Annotated in this window: 13 protein-coding genes; 8 read left to right on the top strand and 5 right to left on the bottom strand. The window is 46.4% G+C overall.

Annotation, left to right across the window (positions count from 1 at the left end; genetic code table 11):
* Window positions 1-44 precede the first annotated feature (44 nt).
* A complete protein-coding gene (locus tag BQ9893_RS06185; protein WP_075965204.1) occupies window positions 45-821 on the top strand; it encodes an SGNH/GDSL hydrolase family protein in 777 nt (258 codons plus the stop codon).
* 61 nt (window positions 822-882) lie between these two features.
* Here BQ9893_RS06185 and BQ9893_RS06180 read toward each other — a convergent pair whose 3' ends face one another.
* Complete coding sequence (locus BQ9893_RS06180; RefSeq protein WP_075965203.1) at window positions 883-1,365, bottom strand: ferritin; 483 nt, start codon at window positions 1,363-1,365, stop codon at window positions 883-885.
* A 151-nt stretch (window positions 1,366-1,516) separates the two neighbouring features.
* Window positions 1,517-1,945, bottom strand: a complete 429-nt coding sequence (locus BQ9893_RS06175) for an Hsp20/alpha crystallin family protein (protein ID WP_075965202.1) — start codon at window positions 1,943-1,945, stop codon at window positions 1,517-1,519.
* A gap of 339 nt (window positions 1,946-2,284) precedes the next feature.
* On the opposite strand from BQ9893_RS06175, the gene BQ9893_RS06170 reads away from it, so the two are divergent.
* From BQ9893_RS06170 to BQ9893_RS06150, 5 genes are all read left to right on the top strand, one after another.
* The gene (locus BQ9893_RS06170) at window positions 2,285-3,778 is read left to right on the top strand and encodes a DUF4153 domain-containing protein (protein ID WP_075965201.1); all 1,494 of its coding nucleotides are present in this window, start codon (window positions 2,285-2,287) and stop codon (window positions 3,776-3,778) included.
* Between the two features lie 5 nt (window positions 3,779-3,783).
* On the top strand, window positions 3,784-5,016 hold the full coding sequence (locus BQ9893_RS06165) for a sugar MFS transporter (protein WP_075965200.1): 1,233 nt from the start codon (window positions 3,784-3,786) through the stop codon (window positions 5,014-5,016).
* Between the two features lie 301 nt (window positions 5,017-5,317).
* Entirely contained in the window at window positions 5,318-6,484 is a 1,167-nt protein-coding gene (gene nagA / locus BQ9893_RS06160) for an N-acetylglucosamine-6-phosphate deacetylase (RefSeq protein ID WP_075965199.1), read from the top strand.
* A gap of 3 nt (window positions 6,485-6,487) precedes the next feature.
* Window positions 6,488-7,648 carry an N-acetylglucosamine-6-phosphate deacetylase gene (gene nagA, locus BQ9893_RS06155; protein WP_075965198.1) on the top strand — a complete coding sequence of 387 codons (1,161 nt, stop codon included), beginning with the start codon at window positions 6,488-6,490 and terminating at the stop codon, window positions 7,646-7,648.
* A gap of 236 nt (window positions 7,649-7,884) precedes the next feature.
* Window positions 7,885-9,870 (top strand): glucosamine-6-phosphate deaminase, encoded by a 1,986-nt coding sequence (locus BQ9893_RS06150; RefSeq protein ID WP_075965197.1) that lies wholly within the window; start codon window positions 7,885-7,887, stop codon window positions 9,868-9,870.
* 79 nt (window positions 9,871-9,949) lie between these two features.
* Here BQ9893_RS06150 and BQ9893_RS06145 read toward each other — a convergent pair whose 3' ends face one another.
* Window positions 9,950-10,543: a DUF4251 domain-containing protein gene (locus tag BQ9893_RS06145; protein ID WP_075965196.1), complete on the bottom strand. Its 594-nt coding sequence runs from the start codon at window positions 10,541-10,543 to the stop codon at window positions 9,950-9,952.
* A 105-nt stretch (window positions 10,544-10,648) separates the two neighbouring features.
* On the opposite strand from BQ9893_RS06145, the gene BQ9893_RS06140 reads away from it, so the two are divergent.
* Both BQ9893_RS06140 and BQ9893_RS06135 read left to right on the top strand, forming a co-directional pair.
* Window positions 10,649-11,362, top strand: a complete 714-nt coding sequence (locus BQ9893_RS06140; RefSeq protein ID WP_075965195.1) for a 2-phosphosulfolactate phosphatase — start codon at window positions 10,649-10,651, stop codon at window positions 11,360-11,362.
* Window positions 11,363-11,368: 6 nt separating this feature from the next.
* Window positions 11,369-12,409, top strand: a complete 1,041-nt coding sequence (locus BQ9893_RS06135) for a Gfo/Idh/MocA family protein (RefSeq protein ID WP_075965194.1) — start codon at window positions 11,369-11,371, stop codon at window positions 12,407-12,409.
* 437 nt (window positions 12,410-12,846) lie between these two features.
* Here the strand turns inward: BQ9893_RS06135 and BQ9893_RS06130 are convergent, their stop codons facing one another.
* Together BQ9893_RS06130 and BQ9893_RS06125 are read right to left on the bottom strand one after the other, a co-directional pair.
* On the bottom strand, window positions 12,847-14,094 hold the full coding sequence (locus BQ9893_RS06130) for a DUF3843 family protein (RefSeq protein WP_075965193.1): 1,248 nt from the start codon (window positions 14,092-14,094) through the stop codon (window positions 12,847-12,849).
* Window positions 14,095-14,281: 187 nt separating this feature from the next.
* Window positions 14,282-18,196 carry a beta strand repeat-containing protein gene (locus BQ9893_RS06125; RefSeq protein WP_139322566.1) on the bottom strand — a complete coding sequence of 1,305 codons (3,915 nt, stop codon included), beginning with the start codon at window positions 18,194-18,196 and terminating at the stop codon, window positions 14,282-14,284.
* Between the last annotated feature and the right edge of the window lie 190 nt (window positions 18,197-18,386).

Here is an 18,386-nt window from a genome sequence, read left to right as displayed (position 1 = left end):
TGAATTTTTTCCTACCTTTGCAGAAGGTAAGAAAAAAATGAATTATGAAAAATATCCGAAAAGTTATAGGCCTGTTGTTCTGTATGACAATCTGTTGTTATATGGCAGGAGAAGAAAAGAAGAATCTGAATATCGTATTTATCGGGAACAGCATAACGCAAGGGGCTTTGTTGGAAAATCCGCAACATGACGCACCTCCTGTGAAAGCAGCTTTATATTTGCGCAAGCAACCGGCTGTCGGAACTGTCCGCTATTCCAACCAAGGGGTAAGCGGAAGTACGACGACTGATTTCCTTCCCCAGACGGAGTCTCTTTTCCCGAAGGTAGTCCGGGTTGCCGATGAGTTTAAAGATGAAACCTGGGCGACTTTGATCTTTTCCATTATGCTTGGAACGAACGACAGTGCCATAACCGGGCCGAACGGTGCTCCGGTCTCTCCCGCCACGTATCATGAGAATATGAAAACGATTATCGATAAGTTGTTGGTGCTCTATCCGAACTGTAAGATCGTATTGCACCGGCCAGTATGGTACAGCCCGAATACATACAACGGAGCCAAATATTTGGAAGAGGGGTTGAATCGCCTGCAAAGTTATTATCCTGAATTGCAAGCATTGGTTCTCGATTATTCCAAACGCTTTCCCGGACAGGTCTTTATGGGAGATACGAATGGTTTCGATTATTTCAAGGCGCATTATAAAGACGAATACTTTCCCGAAGAGGGATATGCCGGAACTTTCTATTTGCATCCTAACAAAAAAGGAACTTCAGTCTTGGGAGAGTTGTGGGGAAAAGCGATACTTAATGTAATAGACAATTGACAATTAATAAAAATGCGTCAGAACTAATTGTCAATTGTCCATTATCAATTGTCAGTTGTTTTTATCTTTTGCCCAATTTGTGGTCAAGGATGCCGACATGACATTCACCGTAGTTCTTTAATTGTTCTACGATTTCTTTGGCAGTAGATTCTTCTTCAACCTGTTCACGGACGAACCCGAAGAGGAAGTCTCTTGATGCATGATCTTTTTCTTCTTCTGCGATATCGACCATTTTGTCAATCAATTCGGAGACGTAGCATTCGTGTTTGTAAACGTGTTCGAATAATTCTGTAACGCTTCCCCAAGCGGTAGGAACGACATTGATCTGGCCGATTGTGATGTCGCCGCCACGATCGATTGTGTAGTCGATCATTTTGTGGGCGTGTTCCATTTCTTCTTCAGCTTGTTTTTTCATCCAGTGGGCAAAACCGTTTAATCCTAATTTCTGGAAATGAACGGACATGGACAAGTACAAGTTGGATGACCACATTTCTGCATTTACCTGTGCGTTAAATGCTTCAGATAATTTCTTGCTTAAAATCATAATTCTGTTTCCTTTCTATCAATTAGATTTATAATACAAATTTTATATAGGCAAAGATAGAGATAAAAAAAATAATGGTTTGCTTTAACCGGTTATTATTTTCCCAATAAAACAAACCATTATAGCCTTTAGTTTATAAAGGACAAACAGATTATTTGATCTCAATAATCTTTTCAGCTTTCTTGGCTGCTTCCTCGCTCATTTTCGGGATGATGATGTTCAACACTCCGTGTTCGACTTTTGCTTCGATTTTATCTTTCTCAGCATTTTCAGGAAGAACCATTGTCTGCTGGAATTTGCTATAAGAGAATTCGCGTCTCAGATAGCGTCCTTCTTTTTTGTCTTCGTTCTTTTCATCTTTTTTCTCCATCGATACGACCAGATTGTCGTTCTCGTCAATACGGATGTTGAAATCGTCTTTTGTCATGCCCGGAGCAGCAACTTCTACTCGATAGTCCTTTTCCGATTCAATCACATTGATGGCTGGAGCTGTAGAGTTTGCTTTAATCATCCAGTCGTTGTCAAATAAATCATTGAATACATACGGTAACCAATTTTGACTTCTTCTCATCGGTGTCATAATACAGTCCTCCAATTATTTAGTTAAACATTTATTGTTCTTTTTCGCTCTCGTCTTTTCTAATCCGAAAGCACCATACCTACTTCAAAAGATATGCCAGAACGGCCCGGTGTGCGTTAATATGGATAAAGGATGATAAACGAAGTTGAAATTCCTCTCGAAAACGATGGTTTTAGTAGAAAAGGCTTACTCTAATCTCTTTTTTGATAGATGAAACAGCATAGCTAAGAGAGGGAAACTGTAAGATAATTTGGCAGAAAATGGACTATTTTGGCATGTAAATAGTGACAGAAATGTAATAACGCTTATCTTTATGGCCAAATCATAATTTTCAAAGGTATGAAAAAGAAAATAGAGGCTCTTCTGAAACGTCTGCAAGTGGCGGTGCGGTACAATCCGGCAGAGGTGTTTTTGTCTGTTTTATTTTGTTGTTTCGGTTGTGCATTGTACGAGATTTCTTGTGCAAGCCTGGCTGTTGTCGTTTATTATTTCCCGGTCTTATTTCTGATTACCTGTACCTTGAATTCGATGACGGGAGGAACACGTTGGCGGTTTGCCTATTATCTGTCTGTATTGTTTTTTATTCCGTTTTTCTGGAAGGATAAAGATTTTTGGTCTGTTTTCTATTGTGTGACGCTTGTTGTGGTGCAACTGTTGTATCTGGTATGTGACTGGAGACGGGATAACAATAGGTTTGTCAGGAAAGGGCTTTGTTATCTTCGGGCAATACTTTCTGCCGGATTGCTGGCTGGGATTGCTTGGCTGCTTTCTGTCTCCATCTATTTTTCTGTCCAGTATATTTTTGAGATATGGCAATATGGAGAACGGCGGTTTATGGCTTATTCGTCCAGTATTGCCTTTGCAGGAATATTACCGTTGTTGTTCCTTTTGTTTAACCGGGAGGAAGAGAAGGAGGCGGGTGTGAACAAATTGTTCAATGTATTGCTGAATTACGTGCTTTCACCGGCCTTGCTGATATATGCGGTTATTTTGTATCTTTATTTTGTCAAAGTGACCGTTTTGTGGTCCTTGCCCAAAGGAGCGGTTGCTTATATTGTCGTCAGCTTTATTTCGGCTACATTCATTCTGAAAAGTTGCCAACCGTTCTTGGAGAGAAGATATTATGAATGGTTTTATCGCTATTCCAGTTGGATTGTACTTCCGGCGTTGGCTATGTATTGGGTAGGGACTTTCTACCGGATTAATCAGTACGGATATACGGAAGCACGGGTGTATCTGGTGGTGGTCGGTGCTATCCTGACGGGGACTGTCCTGTTGTTCTTTTTCCGACGGACAGCTCATTATTTGTATGCAGTTGTGCTTGCAGTCGTTTTGTTGTCCTCTGTTACGTATATACCAGGCATAACGGCGAGAGATATAGAACGGATCTCGCAGGAAAAGCGGGGTAACTATCCGATATCGGAAAGTCAGGATAATTATTATGAATATGTAACTCTTACCGATTATTCGCCTTTAGATGTTACGGGATATGAAATGCTTCAGACTGTCGGGAGCTATGACGAAGGTGGCGTGAACAGCATGATGCGGATGGATACATTCTATTTATGCGATAAAAAACAACACGTTATTTTTGAAGCAAAGACAGACTCCTTGCTTTTCCGCCAGATGGAAAAGCAAGGGTTAGCACCTACCGATTCAATACCGAAAAGTTTGTATCCGGAAATACTCCGGTTGGATCTGGATTCAGCCTTGTATGTGTTCGGTGAGATTTCCGCTTATCGCAGTTCACCGGATTCGACTTATACGGTCTCTTATATGGGAGGAGGTTATTATCTGAAAAAAAGAGTATCTTTACAGGCTCGTAACAAATAGCAAGTATGAAAAAGAAGAATCAGAAAACGTTGTTTTCCGCTCCTGACGGGAAATCTTATCTTATCCCGTTTATATTGATCACCAGCCTGTTCCTGTTGTGGGGGTTCGCACATGGTTTGCTGGACGTGTTGAATAAACATTTTCAAGGTGTTTTTACGATGACGAAGGCGGAGAGCGGCCTTGTGCAGTTCTCTACTTATATCGCTTATTTTCTGATGGCTCTTCCTGCCGGATTGTTCATGAAGAGGTTCGGATATAAGAAAGGAATTATTTTAGGGTTATGCCTGTTTGCCGTTGGTGCGTTTGCCTTTATTCCGGCAGCCTATTTGCATTCGGCATTCCCGTTCCTGGTCGCCCTTTTTGTTATTGCCAGTGGACTTTGCATCCTGGAAACGGCGGCTAACCCTTATTCCACTATTTTGGGACCGGAAGAATCGGGGGCACAACGCCTGAACTTATCCCAATCGTTTAACGGGTTAGGTTGGATATTGGGGCCGTTGGTAGGAGGAATGTTGATTTTCGGAGGGGCGGAAGATGATCCGTTTACATTGACGAAGCCTTATATATTGGTTGGTTCGGTTGTTTTGCTGGTAGCCGTGCTTTTCTTTTTTACTAAACTGCCGGAAGTGCAAATGGAGGAAGAAGCAGACCGAGATGAAGGAGGAAATGTATCTGTGCCCGATACCGTTTCTATGTGGAGGCACCCGCAGTTTGTCAGGGCTATCATTGCACAGTTTTGCTATTGTGCCGCCCAGACGGGAATTTTCAGTTTCTTTATTAATTATGTGACGGAAGCCGATGCTTCCATGACGAATATCGAGGCCTCGCGTATCTTGGCTTTCGGAGGAATGGCTTTGTTTATGATCGGTCGCTTGTCCGGCAGTTTTACGATGAAATGGATGTCTCCATCCCGTCTTCTGACATGGTTTGCTCTGGCGGATGTGGTCTGCATGGCGTTGGTTGTCATTTCTGTCGGCACGATCTCTTTGTATGCGCTCTATCTTTCTTTTTTCTTTATGTCCATCATGTTCCCGACAATCTTTGCACTTGGCTTGGAAGGTATGGGACCTTATACGAAGAAAGCCTCTTCCTATATTGTTATGGGAGTGGCAGGCGGAGCTTTTGCCCCCATGCTGATGGGATATATCGGAGCCGATAACATGGCGGTCGGGTTTGTGATTCCGTTGTTGGCTTTTCTGTATATCCTGTATTTTGCTTTGAGGTGCAAGAGTGAATGATGCTTTTCGTGCCCCGGCTCATTTGCCGGTGGAGGCAACTGGAATAGGTGAAGGCACTTTTATCCTTTGGGTTCACCCGTTATAGTCTTATAATTAAACCACTATACGTAAAGGTAATGGCACTTCTCGGATTATGACGAAAAAATAATTTAGCCGGTTCTATGTTTTATTTTTAAAATCGCGGTGAAAATTTACCGAAGTATTGAGTAAATATTAACGCTTGAATTTTAACCCTCTTTGGATTTTCTTCCTACCTTTGCCTCTTCAAAAACTAAAAAAACACAAACTTAATTCTTGCGCTATGTTAACTCAGATTATAAATGGCAAGATCCTTACCCCACAGGGTTGGTTGAAAAACGGCTCTGTTCTGATAAGCGATAACAAGATTTTGGAAGTGACTAACTGCGATCTGGCAGTGGTAGGAGCCACTTTGGTAGACGCTAAAGGCATGTATATCGTGCCGGGCGGAGTTGAAATCCATGTTCATGGCGGTGGAGGCCGTGACTTTATGGAAGGTACCGAAGACGCCTTCAGGGCAGCAGTAGCCGCACATATGCAACATGGTACGACCAGTATTTTTCCCACGTTATCTTCTTCTACCATCCCGATGATCCGGGCAGCGGCGGCAACGACTGAAAAGCTGATGGCGGAAAAAGACAGTCCTGTCTTAGGGCTTCATCTGGAAGGGCATTACTTCAATATGAAGATGGCCGGAGGCCAGTTGCCGGAAAATATCAAGAATCCGGATCCTGAAGAATACATTCCCCTGTTGGAAGAAACACATTGTATCAAACGTTGGGATGCCGCTCCTGAATTACCGGGTGCCATGCAGTTCGGCAAATACATCACATCGAAAGGCGTATTGGCATCTGTAGGTCATACACAGGCAGAATATGAAGATATCCAGACAGCCTATGAAGTCGGATATACACATGCGACTCACTTCTACAACGCGATGCCCGGTTTCCATAAACGTCGTGAATATAAGTACGAAGGTACGGTTGAAAGTATTTACCTGATCGACGATATGACGGTCGAGGTGGTGGCTGACGGTATCCATGTGCCTCCGACGATCCTCCGTCTGGTTTATAAGATCAAAGGCGTGGAACGCACTTGTCTGATCACTGACGCGTTGGCGTGTGCCGCAAGTGACAGCCAGACGGCGTTTGACCCGCGTGTAATCATCGAAGACGGTGTTTGCAAGTTGGCTGACCGTTCAGCTCTTGCCGGTAGCATTGCGACGATGGACCGCCTGATCCGTACGATGGTTCAGAAAGCGGAGATCCCGTTGGAAGATGCCGTTCGCATGGCCTCCGAAACTCCGGCTCGTATCATGGGAGTTTACGATCGTAAAGGTTCTTTGCAACGAGGCAAGGATGCGGATATCCTGATCTTGGATAAAGACTTGAATGTCCGTGCTGTTTGGGCGATGGGTAAATTAGTGGAAGGAACGAATAAACTGTTTTGATTTATGCTGACACAAATAATAAATGGCCAGATCCTCACTCCGCAGGGATGGTTGAAGGATGGCTCTGTCTTGATTAGCGATGGGAAAATTTTAGAAGTGACAAACAGCGATTTGGCTGTTATCGGCGCTAAAGTGGTAGATGCAAAGGGTATGTATATTATTCCCGGTTTCGTAGCCATGAACGTTCACGGTGGTGGTGGCCATGATTTCAGGGAATGTACGGAAGAGGCTTTCCGGAGTGCGATTGCCGCCCACATGAAACATGGTGCGACCACTCTTTTCCCCACGTTGTCATCTTCTCCTAAAGAGTCGATCTGTAACGCTGCCTCCATTTGTGAAAAACTGATGGCGGAAAAGGACGGTCCCGTATTGGGACTGCATGTGGAAGGACCGTATCTGAATGCCAAGATGGCCGGTAACCTTTATGATGTGAAAAATCCGGATAAGGAAGAGTATGTCTCTATATTGGAAAGCACGAACTGCATCAAGCGTTGGGATGCCAGTCCTGAATTGCCGGGTGCGCATGATTTCGCTCGTTATCTCAGATCGAAAGGAATCTTGGCGGCCATTACGCATACGGAAGCCGAGTTCGGAGACATCAAAGAGGCTTATGCTGCAGGATTTACTCATGCGGCACAGTTCTACAATGCAATGCCCGGTTTCCACAAACGTCGTGAATATAAATACGAAGGAACGGTGGAAAGTGTTTACCTGATGGATGGTATGACAGTGGAAGTGATAGCCGATGGTAAACATTTGCCTTCCACGATCCTTCGTTTAGTGTATAAGCTGAAAGGTGTGGAACGTACGTGTCTGGTAACCGATGCGTTGTCTTATGCCGCGAGCGATGTGAAACCGACCGAAGGTTCACGTATTATCATTGAAGACGGCGTTTGCAAGTTGGCCGACCATTCTTCGCTCGCAGGAAGTATCGCTACGATGGACGTACTGGTTCGTACGATGGTTCAGAAAGCCAATATCCCATTGGCAGATGCCGTTCGCATGGCTTCCGAAACTCCGGCACGCTTGATGGGGGTATCCGACCGTACGGGTACGTTGCAGCGCGGAAAAGATGCTGACATCATCATCATGGACCGTAGCTTGACTGTCCGTGCCGTTTGGTCGATGGGACATCTGGTACCGGATGCCAATACGCTGTTTTAAGAATATTTGAACCGTAAATCATTATTTATCGGTATATAGGCGATCTGTAGGGGCGGGGTTCTACTCCGCCCATGCAATCAACATCCTCCTATTGGATACCAATGGGCAGAGCAGAGTCCTGCCCCTACGAAACGACAATCATTGATTTTTTTAAATGGTCTGTAACGTCTGAAATCGTTTATTAATTGTTATATTTGTGATTCAAGTTATGATAATTACTAAATCAAGAAGTAAACATGAAAACAGACCTTAGTTCGCAGATTACCCTGACACGAATACCGCAGCGGTATTATCGTCCGGAGAATGCTTTTGAGCATTCAGTTTTAACCCGTCTGGAAAAGATTCCGACAAACATCTACGAATCGGCCGATGAAGGTTCGTTTGCTATCGCTAAGGAGATAGCGGATCAGATTCGCAAGAAACAGAAAATCGGTGAAAACTTTGTGATGGCTATTCCCGGAGGCCGTTCTCCGTTGAGCGTATATAAGGAATTGGTCCGTATGCATAAGGAAGAACAATTGAGTTTCCGTAACGTGGTTCTCTTTGTCGAATATGAATTCTTCCCACTTGTTTCTCCTTCCGCCGGCAACGTGGCACAGCTGAAAGAGGCTTTGCTGGACCATATCGATATTGCCCCTGAGAATATTTATGCTCCCGATGGATGTATGCCGAAAGATGCCATCATCGATTTCTGCCGGATGTACGAAGAAAACATCCAGAAGGCTGGCGGTTTGGATTACATCCTGTTAGGTGTGGGACATGCGAGCAATATTATGTTCAATGGCGTAGGTGCGACTCTGAGTTCACGCACCCGTCTGGTCTTGCTGGAAGGGGCAGCCCGTAAAGAAGCTTCTCGTACATTCCCGTCACTGGACAATGTGCCGGCGGGAGTTATCACGATGGGTATCGCTACCATGATGAAAGCACGTAATGTGATCTTGATGGCATGGGGTGAAGATAAAGCGAAGATTATTGCAAAAACAGTGGAAGGCAAAGTGAGCGATGCCGTCCCTTCTTCTTACCTGCAGAATCATACGAATGCGAAAGTCGTTGTCGATTTGTCGGCCGCATATGATCTGACACGTATCAGCCATCCTTGGCTGGTTACCAATTGCGAATGGGATAACAAACTGATCCGTCGCGCAATCGTCTGGTTGTGCCAGTTGACTGGTAAACCGATCTTGAAACTGACAAACAAGGATTATGGCGAAAACGGGCTGGGTGAACTGCTTGCTCTGTATGGTTCGGCCTATAATGTGAATATTAGAGTATTCAACGATATCCAGCACACGATTACCGGATGGCCGGGCGGCAAGCCGAATGCCGACGACTCAAACCGTCCCGAACGTGCAACTCCGTATCCGAAGAAAGTCATTATCTTCAGTCCGCATCCGGATGACGATGTCATCTCGATGGGCGGTACATTCCATCGTTTGTGCGAACAGCATCACGATGTGCATGTCGCTTACGAAACTTCCGGCAATATCGCTGTGGGCGATGAAGAAGTAATCCGTTACTGCGAATATCTGCGTGACGTTTGTGCCAAATATACGGAAGACGAAACGGTTAAGAAGAAAGCTGAAGAAATCATACATTTCCTCCGTTATGAAAAGGTGGAAGGTGAAGCTGAAAAGCGCGATGTACTCTTTATGAAAGGTACGATCCGGCGGGAAGAGGCCCGTGCAGGTGCCCGTTACAGCGGAATCAAGAGTGACGATCATATTCACTTCCTCGACCTGCCTTTCTACGAAACAGGTTTGGTGAAGAAGAACGACCTGGGTGAAGCGGATATTGCCATCGTGAAGCAGTTGTTGACGGAAGTGAAACCCGATGAGATGTTTGTTGCCGGTGACCTTGCCGACCCGCATGGAACTCACCGTGTATGTCTGAATGCCGTTCTGGCGGCAATCGACGAACTGAAGGATGAAGAATGGTTGAAGAACTGCCGTATCTGGATGTACCGCGGAGCTTGGGCCGAATGGGAAATGGACCATGTGGAAATGGCTGTTCCTATCTCTCCCGAAGAATTGCGCCATAAGAGAAATGCGATCCTGAAACACCAGTCGCAGGCAGAAAGTGCACCGTTCCTTGGCGATGACGAACGTTTGTTCTGGCAGCGTGCCGAAGACCGTAACCGTGCTACTGCCGAACTGTATCATCAGTTAGGCCTTGCTTCTTATGAAGCGATGGAAGCATTCGTACAATATGTCCCGGTTCGATAAAGTAATCCCAAACTGTCATAAAAAAGTGAGGGCGGCTCGATCATCGGGCCGCCCTTTCTTGTTGTTTAATATATATGAATTAGTAAGTGGTTCCCTGGAAAACGTTAGATTCGGAATAAGGAAGTAATGTTCCGTTCATCGTCAGGTCGTTTCCGGAGAAGTTCGGGTCTACAGTAACCATTGCATTGTTGCTTCCACTGTATAATACCAGGTTTACGGTTGCAGAGATAAAGATGCCTTGTACGCTCATGGACAGATATACGTTCCCGTTATTTTCCTGTTTAACCTGTATATTGGATGCCGAACCTTGTACGGTGATACCGCCTAATCCGTTCGGGCCGGGATAAGGTGAGTTGGATGCGATCTGGACCATGGCCTGTCCGTCATTCAACGAAACGAAGTTCGTGTTTGAGTTTACATAGTAAACACGTCCGCTCAACGGTTGTACGGAGTTGGCTTCGAGTACGAACGACTGGTTTGTGATAGCCTGCATGGCATTGTTGAATGCTTCTTCGCCCATAATAGCGTCCTTAGCTAACCTTTCTTCTCTTTTCTCTTTTCTTTCCTGCTTTTTTTCAGCTTTTTCTGCGGCTTTACTTGTTTGAGCCTGCACATGTGTCATGCCACCCAACAGAAGGGTGAGGATCACCATCATAGATACAATTCTTTTCATACGACTTAGTTTAAAACGTTTATTCAAAAATGTACTAAAAGAACAAGCTGATGTGGGAAATGTTTAAAATCTCCCGTATTTTTGTAGTGATAATAATCGTTTGATATGAATATAGATGTTTGTTTTTCTCCGGCATTATATCCGGTCTATCATAATCCGGAAGCAATCGTGGTGGTCGTGGATGTGTTCCGTGCAACGACGACAATGGCTGCCGCTTTTAGTAATGGGGTTCGCAGTATCCGCCCGGTCGCTACCGTCGAAAAAGCCGAGGAATATAAGGCCAAAGGCTGGCTGGTTGGAGCGGAACGGAATGTGAAGCGATGTGAGTTTGCCGATTTTGGGAATTCCCCATTCGACTATACGCCGGAAAAGGTTTCCGGGAAAGATGTTGTGTTCACCACGACCAACGGTACGCGTGCGATCACGATTGCCAAGTCCGCTTTCCGGGTGATAACGGGCGCTTTCATCAATCTGCAGGCGGTGGCCGGTTACTGTGTCCGTCATAAGCGGGATGTGGTCGTGCTCTGTTCCGGCTGGCAGGATAAGGTGAATATAGAAGATACGCTTTTTGGAGGAGCTTTGACGGATGCGTTACTGAATACCGGTTTGTATGAGGCAGGCAGTGATGCAGCCGTGATTGCCCGTGATATGTGGACGGGCAACAAGGCGGACTTGCTTGCCTATCTGGACACGACGGACCATATGGGACGCTTGAAAGCAAACCATCTTGAAGATGCCGTTCCCTATTGCCTGACTTTGAGTATTACGGACAAGGTCCCTGAACTTTCGATAGAGGGAGATACATTAATATTACGCTGACAAGAAATGGAATATATGGAAAAACATACCGGAAAAGTACGTTTTGGAGTGGTCGGAACCAATTTCATAACCGACTGGGTGATTGCCGGGGCACGACAGGATGACCGTTTTGAACTGGTTGCTGTTTATTCCCGCAAGCAGGAGACGGCGGATGCCTTTGCCGCCAAACATCAGATACCTTATACTTTTACCTCTCTGGAAGAGATGGCAAAAAGCCCGTTGATCGATGCCGTGTATATCGCATCGCCTAATTTCCTTCATGCAGAGCAGAGTATCTTGTGCATGAAGCAGGGAAAGCATGTGCTTTGTGAGAAACCTTTTGCTTCGAACGCACGGGAAGTGAGGGAGATGATTGCTGCCTCGGCAGAATATGACGTTACGCTGATGGAGGCGATGAAACCGACTCTTACCCCGAATTTCCGGTCTGTGCAGCAAAACTTAGGACGCTTGGGGACGATACGGCGTTATTTCTCCTGCTATTGCCAGTATTCTTCCCGTTACGATAAGTTTAAGGAAGGGATCGTGTTGAATGCGTTCAAGCCGGAGCTGTCGAACGGGGCAATGATGGATATTGGGATTTATACCGTTTATCCGATGGTCGTTTTGTTCGGACGTCCGAAAAAGATCGATGCTTCCGGTATTGTCCTTTCGTCCGGTGCAGACGGACAGGGAGCCGTCAATTTCGAATACGAGGGAATGAATGCGACCGTTCTCTATTCCAAGATAGCCAATTCATCCCTGCCCACGGAGATACAGGGGGAAGAGGGAAACATAACGCTCGACCGGATCAATATAATCAGAGAGGTTAAATATACTCCCCGCCTGGTCGCCACTTCCGGTAAAGGCCCCTCTGCCGAACCGCAGGATATAAGTGCGGTGACAGATAATGATGAATATTATTATGAAGTGGCGGAGTTTATCGACCTGGTTCTGTCGGGTAAGCGGCAATCCGTGATCAACAGCCACGAGCACTCCCTGATCACGTTGGAAATCATCGATGAGGTACGCAGGCAGTTGGGGATTCGGTATCCGGCGGATCAATACTGATATTGTTACTTTTCTCTTGAAAGAAAAGTAACCAAAAGTTCAAGGCTTAAGCTGACTCGCTACTTCATTCCCTTCGTTCGCTGTCGTGTCTGAAACTCGCTTCGCTCAAACAACAGACACTCCGGGCGCTCACTGCGGTCTCTGCGCTTAACGCTCGCCAGCTTAGGCCGGATATAGAGCCTGACGACTCTTTGTGAATTGCCGATACCGACACTTATATGGCAGGCGGTATCGGCAATCCCAAGAGAAAGCGTAGCTTTTTAGGAAAGGCCTAAGCGGACGGTCGTCAAGCGGAGGGTAAAGGCGGAGCGTCCGGAGCCTGCGCTGTTTGAGCGAAGCGAGTTTCGCCGGCGACAGCGCAGCCTTTGCCCGGAGTAGACCGGACGGTTAAGCCTTGATTTTTTGGTTACTTTTGGATCAAGCCAAAAGTAACAATATCAATATTCTCGGAGGAAATACCGCATCAAAAACTCCCAGTTCTCGTGAACGATCGCTTTGCTGCGTTCCTCGCCGACCAGGCTTTTCGCCTGTGCATCGGCTAACATGCCTTTTTCTTCCAATATTCTCAGCAGATATGGGCTGCATTGCCGGATCATGAAGAAAGACAAAGCTTGGTCTTTGGCTTTTGCCTGGTCGTAGAAAGGATTATTTTCATCTTTGATATACTCGACACCGGTAGTCAGGACTTGCAAACCTTCTGTTGGAGTGGCATAAACGGCAAATTTCCGGGGGACGGTGTCGCCTGTCACTCCTTCCGTCTCGATACCGATCTTCGTCAGGAAATCCAGGAATTCCTGTTTGTTTTGGAAATAAAGGAGTGCTTTGCCTTCTGCTGCAGCCGTGAATTTTTCGAAATGCTCGGCCAGCTTTTTCTCGCTCTCTTCGGATATCGGTTCTTTGAATGCCTGTGACTTTTCACCTTCTTCAACGAACAGGCTGTGATCCGGATGGTCTGCCGGAAGGATCAACGAGAGCCATTTGGGGGAGGTGTAGGCCAGGAATGCACTTTTGGAAATATGTGCCAGTGAGTCGTGGATGACCATGATAAACTGTTCATCCTTATTTTCTGCCTGTTTCCAATATTCCTTGACTGTTTCCGTCAGTTCTTGTTGTGAGTCGGTAAACAGGTAGCATTGGTAATGGAACCAGTGGAGCAATTCATTGTATTTTTTGACATCCTCATAGCGGGTTTCCGGGGCGAAGAGCTGTTGCATGCGTTCGTTTTCCGGTGCAGTTGTCCATTCGTCGCAGAACATCCGGTAGATCAAGCTGGCTGTGTCGCCGTTCGCCGCATTGTCGGGACTGACGAATGTCCCTTTGCGAAAGCCGTGGTACTGTTGTGTGTAATGCCAGAGTAAAAACCGGATGTCTTCGTAGTTGACCTCGTCATCATAATAATGGTCGTCCGGTGTGTAAAACGGCAGGAATTTACCATACAAGGCTTTGTGTTCCGTGATGAACGAGCGCCAGATATTCAGGCCGGAAATCACATCCTCAAAATAAGCAGCCATGCGCATACTGATCTGCTTGACCTCATCCTTCTCAAAAGAATAGGCAAGGTGTGTCTCTTCCAGCATATCGTAAATACGGTTTGCGATATTTGTATAATAGAGATCTGTTGAATCTGACTGTTTATAGGGGTGTAGCAGCAACCATTCTTTAGGATAGATTTTAATGTTCTTCATACTATAAGATTATTTGTGCTCAATTAAGCAACCGTTTTAAGACTACAAATGTAAAAAATATTTTATAATTTGAGTAGTCCGTGTAAACGGCTATAATAAAATATCCCCCTCTCCAACGTGATAGTAGAGAGGGGGATTTCTTGTAAGGACGGTCCGCGGTCGTCCCGTTTCGCATATAATAAAAAGATTATAGGACTATTTTCTGCACTGTTTTCTCGGAGAGGCGGATGATGTAGACGCCTGCCGGCAGACCTTCGAGCCGTGTGTCGCCTGCCGGAATTTTACGGTAGAGGACTGTACTGCCGGTGAGGTTTACCACCTGCACTTGTTGTGGGGAAGAGGTGCGAATGAAGAGCGTGCCGTTGGCAGCCCATATCTTCATGTCCGTTTCGACAGCTTCGATGCCTGTCGGAAGATTCTTTACAATGCCGGAGATGGAGACGACGATGTCTTCCGTCACGTTGCCGATCTCGTATCTTCCGGATACGTCCGGGGTGATCGTCTCGCCACGGTCGGTGGTAACGATGGGAACTGATTCGCTGTAGCCTTCATCCAGGGTGATGGTGAAGGTAAAACTGTAGCCTTCCTCGACCGTATGATCACCAACTTTCTTGCTGAACGTCGCACCTTCCACAGATGGGAGAGTGACGGTGTAGTAGGAGGTTACCGGCGGAATATACGGCGGGTTATACTTGAAGGAGGCCGCGATGCTGATTGCCGCTGTTTCTATTGTATAACCGGCGTTGTTAGCGATATCTGTAGCGCTGCCGTTTTCGGATGTTACGGTTATCTTCTCCAACGAATAATTGGCAGCAGGTGTGGCGGTAAGCGTCAATGAGGTATTCTCTGTTACTTTGTCGCCGGATGCAATGGTGATGTTGCCTGCTTTTACGGTGAGGGTATTGCCGTTGTCCGGGGACGTGATCGTAACGCTTAGCAGGTCGCTTCCTCCGCTTGTACTGTTGCTGACATTCGAACCTTTCCGGGCAACGACTGTGCCGCCGGTGGCATTGTTGATCCCTGACGTTGTGAGGGTCGAACCATCTGTGAGGAGCAGTGTCGCTCCGTCGGAGACACTAATACCTTTGGTGTTATCGCTGGAATTTATTGCCGTAATGTTTGTATCGGTAGTTGTCGTGATACTACCGTTGTTGGCAATGGCAGGAGCTGTGCTGTCGGATGTTTTCGCTTCCAACGAACCTTTGATCCCGATATCAGTTCCTAAGGCTATCGTGATTGCCGTACCGGTACTGCCAGCATCTACTTTGACGTTATCGAAGGTCAGTTCGCCTTTGGCAGCTCCATCGATCAGGATGGTTTTGTTGTTGGGCAATGTCCCAGTTACAATTCCATTGAAATCTGTCAGGCCTGTGCTTTTCAAGTCTGATGCGAGGTATTGCCATTGGTCGCCTGTTTTGCTGATGGTTATGTCGGTAGTCTGGCTTGCGAGGTCAAGACCTCCGTCAATTGAGACTGTGAGGTTCACATCAGCTGTGACAGTGAGTACTCCATTCTCGACCGGAGTCCCATTGTTCTTGACTGTCAATGTGTTTCCCGTGGTGGTAGTCGTGACCGTCAATTCTGCCCCGTCAGGTATCTGGTCTCCGTTTTCCAATACTGTTTCATCCCATTTGACGGTCAGGGTTCCGATGATGGCCTCCGGTGTTTGGATGTTTACCCTATGGAGCGTGTTGTTGCCAGGATAGCGATAGGTCGGACCGGCTTTGTAGAGCGTCTTATTGTCTGTCTTGTGTATGAAACTGTATGTTCCCGACAGCTCTGGAGCACGGATAATAGTCTGATTGTCGGCTATTATCCCGCTCAGATTGATTATATGGAAGTCTCCGGTGAGTCCGTTTCCTTCTATTTCCATTGTTTCTTTATTTCCTATGTCGATACGGAAAGCTGTTTTAGAATCCTTTTCTTTGATAAAGGAATTATCCAAGGTGACTTTATCGATGGACCACAATTCGGAAATCGGGTAGGGGGTATCGGCTGTCCCGCAGTTTTTGTAGGTTAGATGCGTTTTGTGTTCGCCACTGCTGTCTATCTCATCAATGGAAGCATTACTTCCCTCTACGGTAATCCATACTGTCCTGTCGTAGGTGGGGGTAGGGGAGTCTGCGCTTAAGCCGCTCTGGATTCCGCCTATTCTTCTAATCTCCCCTCCTTTCACGTTTATGTCGATTTTCCCCCCGACAGCCGATGAGCTGCCAAACAGGTTTTGAGTGATTTTGCCGTTCAGGATAGTGACATTGACATCTCCCGTTACTTCCCCGTGCACTGTATTATTATAGTTTATACCTGCTCCATGTACTTCCTCGATGGGATTGTTCACGGATGTGTTAACCGTCACATTCGTGTTGCCTACCGTGCCGTTCCCTTCCGTACTTCCGAAGATAAAACCATTAACAGCCGTGTTTTCGCCGGAGACGCTCGTTGTTGCTGTTCCGGTGACATTTCCGCTCCAGCCGCCTCCGTAGACATTATTTACCACGGTACCGCCTGATATGTTTACTTTGGCTGTCTCTGTAACATAGCCTGCATTACCGCCACCGTATACCCAGCCGATTGTCCCGCCTTCGACGACTACTTCCGTGTTCCCGCAAGCAGCACCCGTATTCCATCCTCCGGCTCCTCCATATACGGTTTTATTGATGGTTCCGCTTTTGACGGTTACTTTGGCTAAACCGATGACACCTCCTTCTTCGCCACCACCGTACACCCAAGTGTTATTACCTAATGAGACGTTGGATAAGGTCATGTCCGTATTTCCGCACGTAGCGGAAGCATTTAATCCTCCACCGCATATGCTTCCGGCGTATGTTCCGCCGGATATATTCGTTTTGGCTGTTTCTGTTACCGGGCCGTTACCGCCTCCGCCATATACCCATTTATAGAATATCCCGCCGGTGATGGTTAGTGATGTGTTTTGGGTGGTTGCTTTGACATCGTTGCCACCGCATGCCAGGAAACCATTGAAAGTACCTCTCGAAATAAGCATCGTGATGGTTCCGGTTACCGGAGCGAGGTTACTGCCTCCGTAAACCCAATTGTTGGAACCAAGATAGAATGTTCCACCGGATATATTAACATTTATGTCCTTAACGGTAGCCTCTTCTGCCGAACTGCCACCGAATACATGCCCGTTGAATATGGCATTATCCGAAATCGACAGGTTGGCAGTTCCTTGTACCGAACCGCGTAAACAGGCTCCGAAAACATTCCCGTTAAATGTTCCGCCACTGATGGCGACTTCCGTATTTCCGGGTATGGCTTTGGCATCCGCATGACTGTTGCCGCCATAGATATCGTTGAATGTCCCGCCTTCTATCTTTACATACGTTGAGCCGGTGATCTCTCCGTCGGAACTTCCTCCGTATATATTAAAAAACGCTCCGCTTTTGATGGTTATGTGTGTGTTTTCAATAACATAGTCTTCCCGTCCGTTGATTGTGTGTCCTTCGTTACGATACTCTCCGCCCCAGACACTGTAGTTGCCGGATAGGGTTATGTCGCTTTCGAATACCACTTTGTGGCCCCAGGCAATCAGCCCGTCGAATAGTTTGATATTCTTGAACGTGATATCGGCATCGAGCACGAGTGTTTTCTCTGTTCCGTTTTGAGTGTAATGAAGTTCGTATCCGTTACCGTCTATCGTGCAGTCTTCGGCAGGTAGTACATGCACGGTGTTTGTCAGTGTGACATTCTGGTACAAGTGGATTTCTTCTCCCGGTTGTATCTGGTTGAAAGCTGTGTTCCATCCGACAGGATCGGATGTCGTGCCTTCTGTCGGATTATGGATTTTCACAAGGCTGTCGGGGGATATGCTTATTCCCGTATCGCCTGTTTTTGTCAGCAGGGTTGTACTTCCTTTCGTCAGCATGACATTGGGGATGTTTGCTGCCTGTACAGAAGACGACCGTAAGGCAGCCGTGCTTTGCAGGTCGTTTGGTGTTGTAGCCGAACTTCGCGTCCCAGGATCATTACCGAATTGTGGGTTTTGTGCCCATCCTTTTTGTACCGGCGTTAGCATCATGATGCTAACCAATACGGCAAGCACTTGCCGTATTGTCTTTTTACGTAATAAATCTCTTTTCATATACATATAATTATTAGAATTGTTTTTTCTTCGTTGGGCATGATGGTAATGTATTAGTGCCCGGTGGTAAGCCGGACGTTAACCGTTCGACGGCAAAGATGTGGGGAAAAGAGTGGAAAGGATGCCTAAAATCCGTAAAGTTATGGTCGAAATCCGCGAAAGATGCGCAGGGTGAGTCTTTTTCCCGAAT

Origin of the sequence: Parabacteroides massiliensis, assembly GCF_900155425.1 — a bacterium.
Classification (GTDB): Bacteria; Bacteroidota; Bacteroidia; order Bacteroidales; family Tannerellaceae; genus Parabacteroides; species Parabacteroides massiliensis.
Note: the sequence above shows the minus strand (reverse complement) of the source record. Positions and strands in the feature narration are given on the sequence as shown.